The sequence below is a fragment of the Rhodoferax sp. genome (assembly GCF_034519335.1).
In the GTDB taxonomy this organism is placed as follows: Bacteria; Pseudomonadota; Gammaproteobacteria; order Burkholderiales; family Burkholderiaceae_C; genus Allorhodoferax.
This window is the reverse complement of sequence record NZ_JAXHOL010000016.1, coordinates 41,029-55,897: the sequence shown is the minus strand read 5'-3', so window position 1 is coordinate 55,897 and position 14,869 is coordinate 41,029. Positions and strand designations below refer to the sequence as shown.

Annotated in this window: 14 protein-coding genes; 13 read left to right on the top strand and 1 reads right to left on the bottom strand. The window is 61.1% G+C overall.

Annotated elements, in window-relative coordinates:
• Positions 1-12: 12 nt before the first annotated feature.
• The 9 genes from U5O12_RS06900 to ahpF all read left to right on the top strand — a co-directional run bounded on the left by U5O12_RS06900 (position 13) and on the right by ahpF (position 10,452).
• The gene (locus U5O12_RS06900) at positions 13-1,158 is read left to right on the top strand and encodes an ABC transporter substrate-binding protein (protein ID WP_322577942.1); all 1,146 of its coding nucleotides are present in this window, start codon (positions 13-15) and stop codon (positions 1,156-1,158) included.
• 20 nt (positions 1,159-1,178) lie between these two features.
• Entirely contained in the window at positions 1,179-2,024 is an 846-nt protein-coding gene (locus tag U5O12_RS06895; protein WP_322577922.1) for a TatD family hydrolase, read from the top strand.
• A gap of 6 nt (positions 2,025-2,030) precedes the next feature.
• The gene (locus U5O12_RS06890; protein ID WP_322577921.1) at positions 2,031-2,789 is read left to right on the top strand and encodes a spermidine synthase; all 759 of its coding nucleotides are present in this window, start codon (positions 2,031-2,033) and stop codon (positions 2,787-2,789) included.
• Positions 2,786-4,576 (top strand): GspE/PulE family protein, encoded by a 1,791-nt coding sequence (locus U5O12_RS06885; RefSeq protein WP_322577920.1) that lies wholly within the window; start codon positions 2,786-2,788, stop codon positions 4,574-4,576. The genes U5O12_RS06890 and U5O12_RS06885 overlap by 4 nt, the downstream gene beginning before the upstream one ends.
• 70 nt (positions 4,577-4,646) lie before the next feature.
• Positions 4,647-5,135, top strand: coding sequence for a tripartite tricarboxylate transporter TctB family protein (locus U5O12_RS06880; protein ID WP_322577919.1), 489 nt, complete (start codon positions 4,647-4,649; stop codon positions 5,133-5,135).
• Positions 5,136-5,169: 34 nt separating this feature from the next.
• Positions 5,170-6,681, top strand: a complete 1,512-nt coding sequence (locus U5O12_RS06875) for a tripartite tricarboxylate transporter permease (protein WP_322577918.1) — start codon at positions 5,170-5,172, stop codon at positions 6,679-6,681.
• A gap of 25 nt (positions 6,682-6,706) precedes the next feature.
• The gene (locus tag U5O12_RS06870; RefSeq protein WP_322577917.1) at positions 6,707-7,996 is read left to right on the top strand and encodes a DUF3422 domain-containing protein; all 1,290 of its coding nucleotides are present in this window, start codon (positions 6,707-6,709) and stop codon (positions 7,994-7,996) included.
• A 106-nt stretch (positions 7,997-8,102) separates the two neighbouring features.
• Positions 8,103-8,666, top strand: coding sequence for an alkyl hydroperoxide reductase subunit C (gene ahpC / locus U5O12_RS06865; RefSeq protein WP_322577916.1), 564 nt, complete (start codon positions 8,103-8,105; stop codon positions 8,664-8,666).
• 229 nt (positions 8,667-8,895) lie between these two features.
• Complete coding sequence (ahpF, locus tag U5O12_RS06860) at positions 8,896-10,452, top strand: alkyl hydroperoxide reductase subunit F (protein WP_322577915.1); 1,557 nt, start codon at positions 8,896-8,898, stop codon at positions 10,450-10,452.
• An 85-nt stretch (positions 10,453-10,537) separates the two neighbouring features.
• On the opposite strand, the gene U5O12_RS06855 is transcribed toward ahpF, so the two are convergent.
• Positions 10,538-11,557, bottom strand: a complete 1,020-nt coding sequence (locus U5O12_RS06855) for an integron integrase (RefSeq protein WP_416221458.1) — start codon at positions 11,555-11,557, stop codon at positions 10,538-10,540.
• A 669-nt stretch (positions 11,558-12,226) separates the two neighbouring features.
• Between U5O12_RS06855 and U5O12_RS21150 the strand changes: the two genes are divergently transcribed.
• From U5O12_RS21150 to U5O12_RS06840, 4 genes are all read left to right on the top strand, one after another.
• Complete coding sequence (locus tag U5O12_RS21150; protein WP_416221457.1) at positions 12,227-12,592, top strand: DUF4288 domain-containing protein; 366 nt, start codon at positions 12,227-12,229, stop codon at positions 12,590-12,592.
• Between the two features lie 90 nt (positions 12,593-12,682).
• Positions 12,683-13,063 carry a hypothetical protein gene (locus U5O12_RS06850; RefSeq protein WP_322577913.1) on the top strand — a complete coding sequence of 127 codons (381 nt, stop codon included), beginning with the start codon at positions 12,683-12,685 and terminating at the stop codon, positions 13,061-13,063.
• Between the two features lie 114 nt (positions 13,064-13,177).
• Complete coding sequence (locus U5O12_RS06845) at positions 13,178-13,699, top strand: GFA family protein (RefSeq protein WP_322577912.1); 522 nt, start codon at positions 13,178-13,180, stop codon at positions 13,697-13,699.
• A gap of 218 nt (positions 13,700-13,917) precedes the next feature.
• Positions 13,918-14,868 (top strand): tRNA dihydrouridine synthase, encoded by a 951-nt coding sequence (locus U5O12_RS06840; protein WP_322577941.1) that lies wholly within the window; start codon positions 13,918-13,920, stop codon positions 14,866-14,868.
• The last annotated feature ends 1 nt before the right edge of the window (position 14,869 follow it).

The window sequence follows — 14,869 nt, the reverse complement described above, 5'->3', positions numbered from 1 at the left end:
TGTGGTTGGGTGATGGGTGCATTGGCCCAGCCGGTCAAGCCGCTGCGCATCGGCCTGATTGGTCCTTTTTCCGGTCCCTCTGCCGACTTTGGCATCCCCATGCTCAACGGGGCCAAACTTGCAGTGGACGAGATCAATGCTGCGGGCGGCTACCTCGGCCGGCCGCTGGAGCTGGTGGTGAAGGACGACACCGCCAACCCGGATGTAGGCCTGAAGAATTCGCAGGACTTGCTCAAGGAAGACGTGGTGGCCACCCTGGGCTTCTGCAACACCGGTGTCGCGATGAAGTCGCTGGAAGTATTCCAAACCGCCAAATTGCCGCTCATCGTGCCCTGTGCTACCGGCACGCCCATCACCACCAAATACCCGGCCCCGGAGAGTTATATCTTTCGCACCTCGGCGCGCGATGCCATCCAGGCCCCGTTTGTGGTGGACGACATCGTGAGCCGCGGCTGGACCAAGGTGGCCATCTTTGCTGACAAAACACCCTATGGCGAGGGTGGGCTGAACGATGTGGTCAAAGCCCTGGCGGCCAAGAACCTGCAGCCGGTGCACGTGGCGCGGTTTGAGCTGGGCGTGAAAGACCTGCTGGCGGAGCTAAAGGCCGCGCAGGCGGCCGGAGCCAATGTGGTGTTCAGCTACACCGTGGGGCCCGAGAACGCGGTCATCGCCAAGGGGCGCCAAGCCCTCAAATGGACGGTGCCCCAGGTGGGCGCCTGGCCGCTGTCCTTTCCCTTCTTCATCGATGGCGCCAAGGACGCCGCCGAGGGTGCGCTGATGGCGCAAACCTTTATCGCGGAGCCGAGCAACGAGCGGCGCATCTCCTTCCTGAGTGCTTACGCCCGCAAATTCAACACCAAGAAAATCACCGTGCCCATGGCCGCGGCCCAGGCCTACGACACGGTCTACCTGCTGACCTATGCCATCCTGTCCATCCGTGACGGCAATCTCTCCGGCTCCTCCGTCAAGAACGCGCTGGAGAACATGCCCCGCGTCTACTATGGCGTGACTGCCACGCACGAACGCCCCTTTAGCAAAGATGACAAAGATGCCATTACCAGCAACATGCTGGTCATGGGCTTGGTGAGGAATGGTGCGATAACCTTCGCCTACCCCGAAGACCGCACCCGCAACCTGTTTGTGCAGCGCAAACGCTGACACCACCACCCCACACCCCCATGCGCTGGATAGACACCCACTGCCATCTGGATGCCTTTGAGGCAGACCAACAGGTGGACGCCGTGTGCCTGGCTGCCCGGCAAGCGGGGGTGGTGCACTGCGTCATCCCTGCGGTCGAGGTGGCCAATCTGCACGTGGTGCGCGACCTGGCCCACCATCAGAACTACAGCTACTGTCTGGGCATTCACCCCCTGTATGTGCCCACCGCGCAAGACAACGTACTGGCAGTGCTGGCCCAAGAGCTGCAAGCCCACCATGCCGACCCGCGCCTGGTGGCGGTGGGGGAGATTGGGTTGGATTACTTTGTACCTCAGCTCACCCAAAGCCCTTGGCGTGAAAAGCAGGAGGCCATCTACCGCGCGCAACTCAAGCTGGCGCGCCAGTACGGTTTGCCCGTGGTGCTGCACGTACGCCGATCCGCTGACCGTTTGCTCAAACACCTGCGCGAGGTGGCAGGCCCCGGTGGGCGCTGGCAAGGCATTGCCCATGCGTTCAACGGCAGTGAGGTGCAGGCGCAGGAGTTCATCAAACTGGGCTTCAAGCTGGGATTTGGCGGCGCGGTGACCTTTGAGCGGGCGCACCAGCTGCGCCGCCTGGCCCAAACCCTGCCGCTGGACGCCCTGGTGTTGGAGACCGATGCGCCCGACATCCCGCCACACTGGCTCTACACAACAGCGGCGCAGCGGGAGGCTGGCACACCGCAGGGCCGCAATACACCGGCCGAGTTGCCGCGCATTGCCCACACCGTGGCCCAGCTGCGTGGCATGGCCCTGGAAGACTTGGCGCAAGCCAGCACACACAACGCCTGTAAAGCCTTGCCGAGGCTGGCTGCGCTGCTGGTATAAATCCCCATGGTCCGAAAAGCATCCCCCGTTCTCCCCGAAGTCAATTTTTCTGAAGAAGGCCCGATCCGCCACCTGCATTTGGGCAGCGAGTGGATTCAGGGCTCCATGCTGGTGGACGACCCCACTGCGCTGGTGCACGAATACATCCAGCGCATGATGGCCTGGCTGCTGTTTGTGGACCCGGTCACCGTGCCCAAACGCCAAGCGCTGCAGCTGGGCTTGGGTGCGGGCTCGCTCACCAAGTTTTGCCACAAAGCGCTCAAGATGAAGACCACCGCCATTGAGCTCAACCCGCAGGTGCTGCATGCCTGCCGCGGCTGGTTCAAGCTGCCGGCCGACAACAGCCGCATGCAGGTGGTGCTGGCTGATGCGTCGCAGGAAATCAAGCAAGCCCATTGGCTGGGCGCAGTGGACGCGCTGCAAGTGGACCTGTACGACGAAGAGGCCGCAGCGCCGGTGCTGGATAGCGCCGACTTTTACGCCGACTGCCGCGCCACGCTGACCGAGGAGGGCTGCATGACCGTCAACCTGTTTGGCCGCAGCTCCAGCTTCCAGGCCAGTGTGGACAAAATTGCCCAAGCCTTTGGCGCCGATGCCATCTGGGCCTTCAAGGCCACACGCGAAGGCAACACGGTAGTGCTGGCCCAGCGCACCCCCAGCCGCCCCAAGCGTGCGCTGCTTATGGAGCGTGCCGATTTCATCCAGTCCCACTGGGGGCTGCCCGCAGACAAGTGGGTGCGTGTTTTCAAACCGGTGCAAGCATGAGCACAACGTCCAAAAAAAACGTACATGGTCCTGCATTGCACATCGGCCCACTGGACTGGCGCCGTTTGGTGGAGTGGCTGCAAGCTGACAAGGTGATTAGCGATGAAGAGGCCCAGCGCACCACTGCCCGTTGTGCCCAGGCCGAGAGTGCACAGCACCCGCTGGTGCGTCTGGCCAGCGTGTCCATGCGCCGGGCGTCAGACCAAAAGCCGCTCGACATGGAAATGTTGACCCAGTGGCTGGCGTTGCGTGCCGGGCTGGACTACCTGCGTATTGACCCGCTGAAAGTGGATGTGGGCAAGGTGGCCGACGCCATGGGCGCGGCCTACGCCGAGCGCCACCGCATCCTGCCTGTGGTGGTCACGCCCAGCGAAATCACGGTGGCCACGGCCGAGCCTTTTATTACCGACTGGGTGGCCGAGGTAGAGCGCCAGAGCCGGCGCAGCGTCAAGCGTGTGGTCGCCAGCCCGCAAGAAATTACCCGCTACACCGCCGAGTTTTATGCGCTGGCCAAAAGTGTGCGCGCCGCCAGCAAAAATGGCGCCAATAACGGTGCCAGTTTCGAGCAACTGGTGGAGCTTGGCAAGAGCAACAAACAGCTCGATGCCAACGACCAGGGCGTGGTGCAGGTGGTGGACTGGCTGTGGCAATACGCCTTTGACCAGCGCGCCAGCGACATCCACCTGGAGCCTCGGCGCGAGCAGGGCGTGATTCGCTTCCGCATCGACGGCGTGCTGCACCCGGTCTACCAGATGCCCATGGGCGTGCTCAACGCCATGACGGCGCGTATCAAGCTGCTGGGCCGCATGGACGTGATCGAGAAGCGCCGCCCGCAAGACGGCCGTATCAAGACGCGCAACCCGCGTGGTGATGAAATTGAAATGCGTATCTCCACGCTGCCCACCGCGTTCGGCGAGAAGATGGTGATGCGGATTTTTGACCCCGACAACGCGGTCAAAGACCTGGACGCGTTGGGCTTCAGCAGCCACGATGCCACACGCTGGGAGCAGCTGGTGCAGCGCCCGCACGGCATCATTTTGGTCACCGGCCCCACCGGTTCGGGCAAAACCACCACGCTGTACTCCACGCTCAAGCGCGTAGCCACCGAAGAGGTGAATGTGAGCACGGTGGAAGATCCGATCGAAATGATCGAGCCGTCTTTCAATCAGACGCAGGTGCAGCCACAGCTGGACTTTGGTTTCCCGCAGGGCCTGCGCGCCCTCATGCGGCAGGACCCGGACATCATCATGGTCGGCGAAATCCGTGACCTGGAGACCGCCGAGATGGCGGTGCAGGCCGCACTCACCGGCCACCTGGTGTTCTCCACCTTGCACACCAATGACGCTCCGTCTGCGGTGACACGCCTGATGGAGCTCGGCATTCCTCCGTATCTGATCAACGCCACCTTGCTGGGCGTGTTGGCGCAGCGTCTGGTGCGCACTTTGTGCAAACAATGCAAGGTGCGTGACGACGAGGCCAGCCGCGAAGCCCTGAGTGAGATGGTCAAGCCTTGGCAGATCAATGGCGGCTACAAACCCTTCAAGCCGGTGGGCTGTGTGGACTGCCGCATGACTGGATTTATGGGGCGCATGGGCTTGTATGAGCTCTTGGTAGTCACCGAAGGCTTCAAGTCGCGTGTCAGTGCCGACCCCAGCATCGATGCGTTGCGCCGCCAGGCTGTCACTGACGGCATGCGTCCGCTGCGACTGGCCGGTGCCTTGCGGGTGGCCGAGGGCCAGACGGTCATGGAAGAGGTGCTGACCTCAACGCCCCCGCTGCACGGGTGAGCTAGGCTGAAAACAAAGCCCCTAAAAATGCAGGCAGAATGCGTGACCGTTTGATAGCAGGAGACAGACAGTGAACATAAAAAGCCAAAAAGATTTTTTCTCAGGACTGATGTTCATGGGCGTAGGCGTAGCCTTTGCCTGGGGCGCCACAGGCTACACCCTGGGAGACGGAGCCCGCATGGGCCCTGGCTACTTCCCCTTGGCCCTGGGCGTGCTGCTGGCCTTCCTGGGCAGCATCATCACCTTCAAAGCCCTGGTGGTGGAAACCGCCGACGGCGACAAGATCGGCAAGATCGCCTGGAAGCCCCTGTTCTTCATCATCCTGGCCAACCTCGTGTTTGGCGCCTGCATTGGCGGCCTGCCCCTGATTGGCTTGAAGCCCCTGGGCCTGATCGTGGGCATCTACCTGCTCACCTTCATCGCCAGCAACGCCGGCGAAGAATTCGCCTTCAAGCCCGTACTCATCCTGGCCACCTTGCTGGCCCTGTTGAGCTACCTGGCCTTCATCGTGCTGCTCAAACTGCAGTTCCCGGTCTGGCCCGCCTACTTCACGGCCTGAGTCACCCCAGACATCGATACCAGGACAGAACACCATGGATCTCTTTAACAACCTCGCGCTGGGCTTTGGCGTTGCCTTCACCTTCCAGAACCTGATCTACGCCTTCATCGGCTGTTTGCTCGGTACTTTGATCGGCGTGCTCCCCGGCATTGGCCCCCTGGCCACCATCGCCATGCTGCTGCCCGCCACCTATGCCTTGCCCCCCGTGGCGGCATTGATCATGCTCGCCGGCATCTACTACGGCGCCCAGTACGGTGGCTCCACCACCGCCATCCTGGTCAACCTGCCCGGCGAGTCTTCGTCTGTCGTGACCGTGATCGACGGCTACCAGATGGCCCGCAATGGCCGTGCTGGCCCGGCCCTGGCGGCTGCCGGCATGGGCTCCTTCTTTGCCGGCTGTGTAGGTACCCTGATCCTGGCGGCCTTTGCAGCGCCGCTCACCGAGCTGGCCTTCAAGTTCGGCCCGGCCGAATACTTCAGCCTCATGATCCTGGGCCTCATTGGCGCCGTAGTGCTGGCTTCGGGCTCCCTCATCAAGGCCGTGGCCATGATCGTGCTGGGCCTGTTGCTGGGCATGGTGGGTACCGACGTGAACTCGGGTGTGGCCCGTTTCAGCTTTGACATCGCAGAACTCACCGACGGCATTGGCTTCATCGTCATCGCCATGGGTGTGTTTGGCTATGGAGAAATCATCCACAACCTCTCCAAACACGAGAGCGAACGCGAAGTGTTTGCCGCCTCGGTGACCGGCCTGATGCCCACCAAGGAAGACTTCAAGAACATGGTGCCGGCCGTCTTGCGCGGTACCGCCCTGGGCTCGCTGCTGGGCATCTTGCCCGGTGGTGGTGCGGTGATGGCGGCCTTTGCGGCCTACACCCTGGAGAAGAAGACCAAGCTCAATCCCGGTGAAGTGCCGTTTGGCAAGGGCAATATCCGCGGTGTGGCAGCGCCTGAGGCCGCCAACAACGCTGGCTCCCAGACCTCCTTCATCCCGCTCTTGACCCTGGGTATTCCGCCCAACGCCGTGATGGCGCTGATGGTGGGGGCCATGACCATCCACAACATCCAGCCTGGTCCCCAGGTGATGACGGCCAACCCGGAACTGTTCTGGGGCCTGATTGCTTCGATGTGGATTGGCAACCTGATGCTGATTGTGCTGAACCTGCCGCTCATTGGCATCTGGATCAAGCTGCTGACCGTTCCCTACCGCTGGCTCTTCCCCTCCATCGTGCTGTTCTGTGCGATTGGGGTGTATTCGACCAACAACAACACCTGGGATATCTGGATGGTGGCGCTGTTTGGCATCATTGGTTACATCTTTATCAAGCTGGGCACGGAGCCTGCTCCCTTGCTGCTGGGCTTTATTCTGGGGCCGATGATGGAGGAGTACCTGCGCCGGGCACTGCTGCTCAGCCGTGGGGACTGGAGTGTGTTCATCACCCGGCCGCTCTCGGCGGGCTTGCTCGCAGCGGCCATCTTGCTGCTCGTCGTCGTTCTCATGCCGTCTATCAAGGCCAAGCGCGAAGAGGCGTTTGTGGAGGACTGATCCTCCCTGAAATCAGGACCCCGCGTTGAATCCTTTACCTGCACAACACGCCCAGCGCCTGTCGCTGCATAACGAGGTCCACGCCCGCCCGCCAGAGCCCATGGGTTTGCCCATGGCGCTGTCCCATGTGGTGATGGTGTGCAATGCGCAGCAGCGTGATGCCAGCCGCGCCCACATGGCCGCGCTGGCGCGCGACCACCACCTGCCGGCCCCGGATGTCGGGTCCATCCACCTGCGGATGGATTTTGGGTTGTACCGGGTGCGTTGGGAGCTGCATACCGAGTTTGTCACCTGGACCTTCATGCGTCCGATCGCCGGGCAAGGTGGGGCCGAGCGTGAACTCGAACTGGCGCTGGATGCGGTGCCGCAGCAATGGTTTGCAGCGCTGCCAGGGGAGTGCCTGGCCAGCCTGCACCTGTGGGTGCAGCCTACGCAAGACGTGGATACCGCTCCCTGGATTCGCCAGGTGCTGCACGAAGAGACGCTGGTGGCCTCGACGGTGGCTGATGGCTTTGGGGAGGTCTACACCGACTTTGCGGTCCATGCCGACGGCTTCTCGCGCATGGTGTTGCTGGCCGGTGGCATGACGTCGCGCCGCTTGGGCCGCCTGGTGCAAAGCCTGCTGGAGATTGAAACCTACCGCATGGCCGCCCTGTTGGGCTTGCCGGCTGCGCGCGAGGCATCCGCGGTATTGGCCAGCGCCGAGCGCGAACTGGCTGCATTGGCCGAGGCCATCCGCACTGCCACGCGCGACGATGAGCCGCAGCTGCTGGACCGCCTCACCCGCCTGGCGGGCCAGGTGGAAAGCCAGCACGCGGCGACGCACTCGCGCTTCTCGGCCAGCGCCGCCTACTTTGAGCTGGTGGACAAACGGATTGAAGACATTGCCGAGTCGCGCCTGGCCGGCATGCAGACCATTGGTGAATTCATGGAGCGCCGCCTGACGCCCGCGCGCAGCACTTGCGCCTGGTCCAGCCGCCGGCAAGATGCCTTGTCGCAGCGCGTCTCGCGTATCAGCAACTTGCTGCGCACGCGGGTGGAAATCGAGCAGCAGCAAAGCAGCCAGGCCCTGCTGGCCACCATGAACAGCCGCCAGGGCATGCAACTCAAGCTGCAGTCCACGGTGGAAGGCCTGTCGGTGGCGGCGATCACCTACTACATCGTGGGCCTGGCCAGCTACTTGGCCAAGGGTGCCCAGCACTGGGGTTGGCCCTGGAGCCCCGAAATGACGGCGGCAGCCGCCATTCCGGTGGTGGCTGTCAGCGTGTGGTGGTCCTTGCGCCGCCTGCACCACCGGGTGTTTCGGTCGTCATAGGCAAAGTCAATGTGGTTGATTGGATCAATCAACCCAAAACATGGCGCAATCGCTCTAAGATTCACCCCGTTCACTTATCGAACAAGCAATTCAAGAGGAAATCACCATGTCTTTGATTAACACCACCATCGCTCCCTTCAAGAACGAAGCCTTCCACAACGGCAAGTTCGTGACTGTGTCCAACGAGTCCATCAAGGGCAAGTGGAACGTGTTCATCTTCATGCCTGCAGCGTTCACCTTCAACTGCCCCACCGAAGTGGAAGACGCAGCGGACAACTACGCTGAATTCCAAAAGGCCGGTGCTGAAGTGTTCATCGTGACCACCGACACCCACTTCGCCCACAAGGTGTGGCATGAAACTTCCCCCGCCGTGGGCAAGGCCAAGTTCCCCCTGATTGGCGACCCCACCCACGCCCTGACACGCGCCTTTGACGTGCATATAGACGAAGAAGGCCTGGCACTGCGCGGCACCTTCATCATCAACCCCGAAGGCGTCATCAAGACTGCCGAAGTGCACTCCAACGAAATCGCCCGCGACGTCAAGGAAACCGTGCGCAAGCTGAAGGCTGCCCAGTACACCGCCGCCAACCCCGGCCAAGTGTGCCCCGCCAAGTGGAACGAAGGCGCCAAGACCATCGCTCCTTCCATCGACCTGGTCGGCAAGATCTAAAGAGCAAGACCCCCACGGTCGCTCACTGCGTGTAGCTTCCTGCCCCCCGAGGGGGCTGCGTTTTGCCTTGGGACGGCCCGGCGGCAAAACATTTGGCTACACGGAACGCCGGACAGCGTCCTGCTGCGTGTGCAGCAGGCCGTCCGGCTTTTTTTTACCCAAAATATGGCTGTAGCCCACACAAAATGTGCGCAAGCAGCTAGTAAATCGATAGCAAAAAGGAATCACCATGCTCGACGACACCCTCAAATCCCAACTCGGCGCTTACCTGGAGCGCGTCACGCTGCCGATCGAGATGGTGGCGTCCCTGGGTGATGACGACAACTCCGTGCAAATGCGCGACCTGCTGCAAACCATTCAGAGTTTGCGCAGCGACAAGATCACCGTGTCCTTTGACGGCACCGATGCCCGCAAGCCATCGTTCGCCCTCAAGCGTGCTGGCACCGACACTTCTCTGCGCTTTGCCGGCCTGCCCCTGGGCCACGAATTCACCTCGCTGGTGCTGGCCCTGCTGTGGAGCGGCGGCCACCCGCCCAAGGTCGAGCAGGACGTGATCGACCAGATCAAAGGCCTGGATGGCGACTTCAACTTCGAGGTCTACATGAGCCTCACCTGCCACAACTGCCCGGACGTGGTGCAGGCCCTGAGCCTCATGGCCATTCTGAATCCCAAGGTCAAAACCACAGTGATTGAAGGCGGCGCTTTCCAGGACGAAATCAACGCCCGTGAAATCATGGCCGTGCCCAGCGTCTACCTGAATGGCGCGCTGTTCGGCAACGGCCGCATGCTGGTGGAAGAAATTGTGGCCAAGCTCGACACCGGCGCAGCCGACAAAGACGCCGCCAAGCTGTCTGCCAAAGACCCGTATGACGTGCTCATCGTCGGCGGTGGCCCAGCTGGCGCTGCGGCTGCGGTGTACGCCGCCCGCAAAGGCATCCGCGTGGGTGTGGCGGCCGAGCGCTTTGGCGGCCAGACCAACGACACCATGGCCATTGAGAACTACCCCTCGGTGCAAGAAACCGACGGCCCCAAGTTCGCCGCCGCGCTGGAAGCCCAGACCCGCTCGTATGGCGTGGACATCATGAACCTGCAGCGCGCCGACAAAATCGTGCCCGCCGCAGAAGCCGGTGGTTTGACCGAAGTGGTGCTGGCCAACGGCGGCTCGCTCAAGGCCAAGACCGTGATCGTGTCCACCGGCGCCCGCTGGCGCAATGTGAACGTGCCCGGGGAGGCCGAGTACAAAAACAAAGGCGTGGCCTACTGCCCGCACTGCGACGGCCCCTTGTTCAAGGGCAAAGACGTAGCCGTGATCGGCGGTGGCAACTCCGGCATCGAAGCTGCCATCGACTTGGCCGGCGTGGTGAAGTACGTGACCGTGATCGAGTTTGCCGACCAGCTGAAGGCCGACGCCGTGTTGGTGAAAAAGCTGCTCAGCCTGCCCAACGTGACGGTGCACACCAACGCCCAAACCACCGAGATCACCGGTGCGGATGGCAAGGTCAACGGCCTGAAGTACAAAGACCGTGCCACCGGCGTGGAGCACCACGTGGCGCTGGAAGGCGTGTTCGTGCAAATCGGCCTGGTGCCCAACACCGAGTTCCTGAAGGGCGTGGTGGACCTGAGCAAGTTCGGCGAAATCGTGGTGGACGCCAAAGGCCACACCAACGTGCCCGGCGTGTTTGCTGCAGGCGACTGCACCACCGTGCCTTACAAGCAAATCGTGATTGCCGCCAGCGAAGGCTCCAAGGCCGCGCTGAGCGCGTTTGACCACTTGATCCGGCACTGAGTTTTTTGAGCTGGTGTTACAAGTAAAAGAGGGCTGCGGCCCTCTTTTTTATTGCGCGAGCAGCTATGAATTTGATAGTGTTTGGCTAGTGCGCGGGCAGCAAGGTGTCCAGCGGGCTGGCGGTGCCACCCGCCGCCACCTTGAGCACATGGGTGTAAATCATGGTGGTGGACACATCGCTGTGGCCCAGCAGCTCTTGCACCGTGCGTATGTCGGTGCCCGCTTGTAGCAGGTGGGTGGCGAAGGAGTGGCGCAGGGTGTGCACGGATACCGGTTTGTGAATGCCTGCCAGTACGACGGCCTTCTTGAGCGATCGCTGTAACCGGTCTTCGTACAGGTGATGCCGCCGCTCCACACCACTGCGAGGGTCAATGGACAGTGTCGGTGAAGGAAACATCCAGAACCAGCCCCAAGTGTGCCCGACCTTGGGGTATTTCTGCTCCAGCGCGTGCGGGGGTTCCACTCCGCCTCGCTGCACCTGGCGGTCCGCCTCCCACTGGGCGCGCGACGCCAACAATTGCTGACGCAAGGCGGGTGCCAGCGAATGCGGCATCATTACGACTCGGTCTTTGCCCCCCTTTGCCTCACGTACGAGGATGACGTGGCGGTCAAAGTCAACGTCTTTGATGCGAAGTCGCATGCCCTCCATCAACCGCATACCGGTGCCATACAGCAAGCGCGCCAACAGCGCGGTTTGTCCATCCATATGCGCCAGCAGGCCAGCAACTTCGTCCTTGGTCAGCACGCTGGGAATGCGCCGCTTCTGGGTTGGACGGTTGATGTTGTCAAGCCAGGGCAACGCAATACCCAATACTTCACGATACAAAAACAAAACTGCGCTGAGTGCTTGGTTGTGCGTGGAGGCCGATACCTTGCGTTCAGTTGCCAGCATGGACAAAAATGCCTCTACGTCCGGTGCACCCAGGTCGCGCGGATGTCGCATTTGGCCGCTGTGTGCTGACCAGCGAATGAAGAACCGCACCCAGTAGACGTAAACCTGCTCGGTACTGAGGCTATAGTGCATGTACCGTATGCGCTCGCGCAGTTGGTCCAACACACGGATGGATTGCAGCGAAGGGGTGCCGGGTTTCATGGAATTTTTAATGCTGGTTTTTTGTACAGTATATTCAGCAAGTAGCCAGACTGCAAGCCATCCTCAGGAGGTGTTTATGTCCAGCTTATGGAGCAGTTCCCAACTTATAGAGCAAGAATTGCTCTGGACATTACGTTCCGTTCACGGCTAAAACAGTGGCGCTAGCGCATGAACTGGGTATTTATACAGCGCTCGTTTTCTGGTAGCGTGCATAGCTGCGTCACAGCGCGCGGACAAAAGCAAGCTTTTCGTACGGACGCAGTGCCACAGCTATGTGAGCTGATGACCAAAAAGGTACGTTGTTGGATGGGCCAAGTGAAGCGCCAAAAGGTGTTGTTGGCCGAAACGGAACAGGTCAACCGTACGGACACTCGCTTCGCGAGTGCCGCACATTTCCAACGTTCCGTTCACGGCTAAAACAGTGGCGCTAGCGCATGAACTGTGTATTTATACAGCGTTCATTTTCTGGTAGCGTGCATAGCTGCGTCACAGCGCGCGGACAAAAGCAAGCTTTTCGTACGGACGCAGTGCCACAGCTATGTGAGCTGATGACGAAAAAGGGGCGTGATTTGATCCGACAGGTGAAGCCCCAAGAAGTGTTGTTGGCCGAAACGGAACAGGTCAACCGTACGGACACTCGCTTCGCGAGCGCCGCACATTTCCAACGTTAGATCGCATGAAATGAGCATTTGGCGCGCGGAATGGCCTTGGTATGTTGCGACGTTCGTCATCGCCGAGCGAACTGATGGCCTACCGAAATCCTACGCCTTGAGCACGTATCTCATACGCGCAATTGGGGCCGAAGAGGCCTACTTGCAGGCGGAGGCGTTGGCGAGAACGCTTGGAGACAGCTTTAGAGATGGCAAAGGCACAGTTGTGCGCCATGAGTGTCTGGGTCTAGCTGACCTCGACACGCTCCAAGAGGACGAAATGAAGCATGGCACGCATCTGCTTTGGACCAAGTGGCCCTCCACGGAAATTCCTGCAATGAGAACCCGCAACGAGCTTTCATTGTTTCTACCGCCGGTCCCGCCCAATGCAATCTAACCTTTCGGCCCACACGGACACGCAACCAAAGGCTGCCGCTTCGCGGCACGAGTTGCGCCCCGGTGGCCTCCAACGTTAGGTGCTTACGGCATGCGCCAGATCTATCCAAGTACTTTCGCCGTCCGTATGGACGCCTATTCCGTCTTCGTCGCTTGGGCGCTCGCTGTTGCCTGCGTAATTCTCTGGGCGTTGGTGGTTTTTCTGAAGCTTCCTTTTGGTTGTTTGCTTGGTTTTGCTGGCAAGGCATTCTTAGGTGCGGCGGCAGTGCATGTCGCGTTGGCATTCACACACAAGTGCCCTGTTTGTGGCAAACGCCCTACTGTCCAAGGTTTCAAACCACCGCACCCGGACTCCCAAACACAATCAAAGTTCACCGGCTGGGCTGGTGTGGTGGTGAGCGTTGTGCGCCGAAGCGAATTCACCTGCATTCATTGTGGAACCAATTTTTTTCTTAAAAATGGCCGCACCTAACCGGTTCGTCGATTGGACCCGCAACGGCGGGGCGCGTTTCCGCCATTCTTCAATGGCGAGTGCGCCGTTGTGGTCCACTCACGGCCAACGTCAGGCGTCGCAATCAACACTCATATGCCGCACACATCTCAATTCAAAGCCGAAGGCGGCTGCGACTGCAAGGCTGTTCGCTACCGCATGGAATCAGCGCCACTGGTTGTGAACTGTTGCCATTGCCGCTGGTGCCAGCGAGAGTCGGGCTCTGCATTCGCGCTAAACGCGATGATTGAATCGGACCGAGTGACGAATTTGGGCGTGGAACCAGAGATCGTCAACACACCATCTGAGAGTGGGATGGGGCAGAAGATCGCCATATGTCCTGCCTGTAAGGTCGCCGTCTGGAGCCACTACGCGGGCGCCGGCCCCATCACCACATTCATTCGCGTCGGCACAATGGACAACCCGGACCTGCTCCCGCCGGACGTGCATATCTTCACCCAGTCCAAACAGCCGTGGGTCGATCTTTCAGCCGCGGTACGTGTCTATTCCGAATACTACGAACGTGAAGAAGTGTGGTCACAGAAAAGCTTGGCAAGACGTGAGGCGCTGCGACCTCACATCGAGGCCTACCAAGCTGCGCTGCGTGGCGACGCGTAACCACGCCGTCTCACTCCCGAGCGCACGGGGTAGGTCACCCAACTGGCCTGCGGCAAGGGCGTCACTGCACACTGGAATCTGATTGACGGCGCTGTGCCCGCCAATGCCGGCTAGCGATAAGCGCATGCTGATTATTGGATTGCGGTGACAATGCGCCCCTGATTCCTCTTCAGCCGCATTCCTCCATTCCCGTGCCCGTACGTATCTACCTTGCCCCCATGGAGGGGCTTCTCGACTTTGTGTTGCGCGACATCCTGACCCGTGTGGGCGGGGTGGAGAAGTGTGTGTCGGAATTCATCCGCATCACGCACTCGCTGATGTCCGAGAAGGCCCTGTTACGCACCGTGCCCGAGCTAGCCTTCGGTGCGCGCACCCATGCGGGTGTGCCGGTGTGGCCGCAGCTGCTGGGGTCCGATGCACCTTGCATGGCCGAGAACGCCGCCCGACTGGCCGAGATGGGCGCTCCCGGCATTGACCTGAACTTCGGCTGCCCGGCCAAGGTGGTGAACCGCCATGGCGGCGGCGCCACGCTGTTGCAAGACCCGGAGATTCTTCACACCATCGTGGCTGCCGTGCGTGCGGCGGTGCCGAGCCACATTCCTGTGACTGCCAAGATGCGCCTGGGCTACAACGACGACAGTTTGGCGCTGGACTGTGCCCGCGCGCTGGAGGCCGGTGGCGCGGCAGAAATCGTGGTGCACGCCCGCACCAAAGCCCAGGGTTACCGCCCGCCCGCCTACTGGGACCGCGTGGCTGATGTGCGCGGCGCGGTGCAGGTGCCGGTGGTGGTGAATGGTGAAATCTGGAATGTGCAAGACGCCCAAGCCGCAGTGGCGCAAAGCGGCTGCCACACGCTGATGCTGGGCCGCGGCATTGTGGCCCGCCCGGCACTGGCCCGCAGCATTCTGGCGGCTATGGGCACCGCGCCGGGCAACTTAGGTGAGCCGGGCGAAGACTGGGCGTGGGAGCAACTAGGCCCGCAGATGCACGCTTTCTGGCAGGTGGTCAGCACCCATTTGGAGAGAAAGCAGCAGGCTGGTCGTGTGAAGCAATGGCTGAACCTGCTGCGCCGCCACTACCCCGAAGCGCAGGTCGCGTTTGAAGAGATGCGCACCTTGGTCAAGCCCAGTGATGTGCATGCGTGGATACGCCGGTCCATTCCAGTTTAAG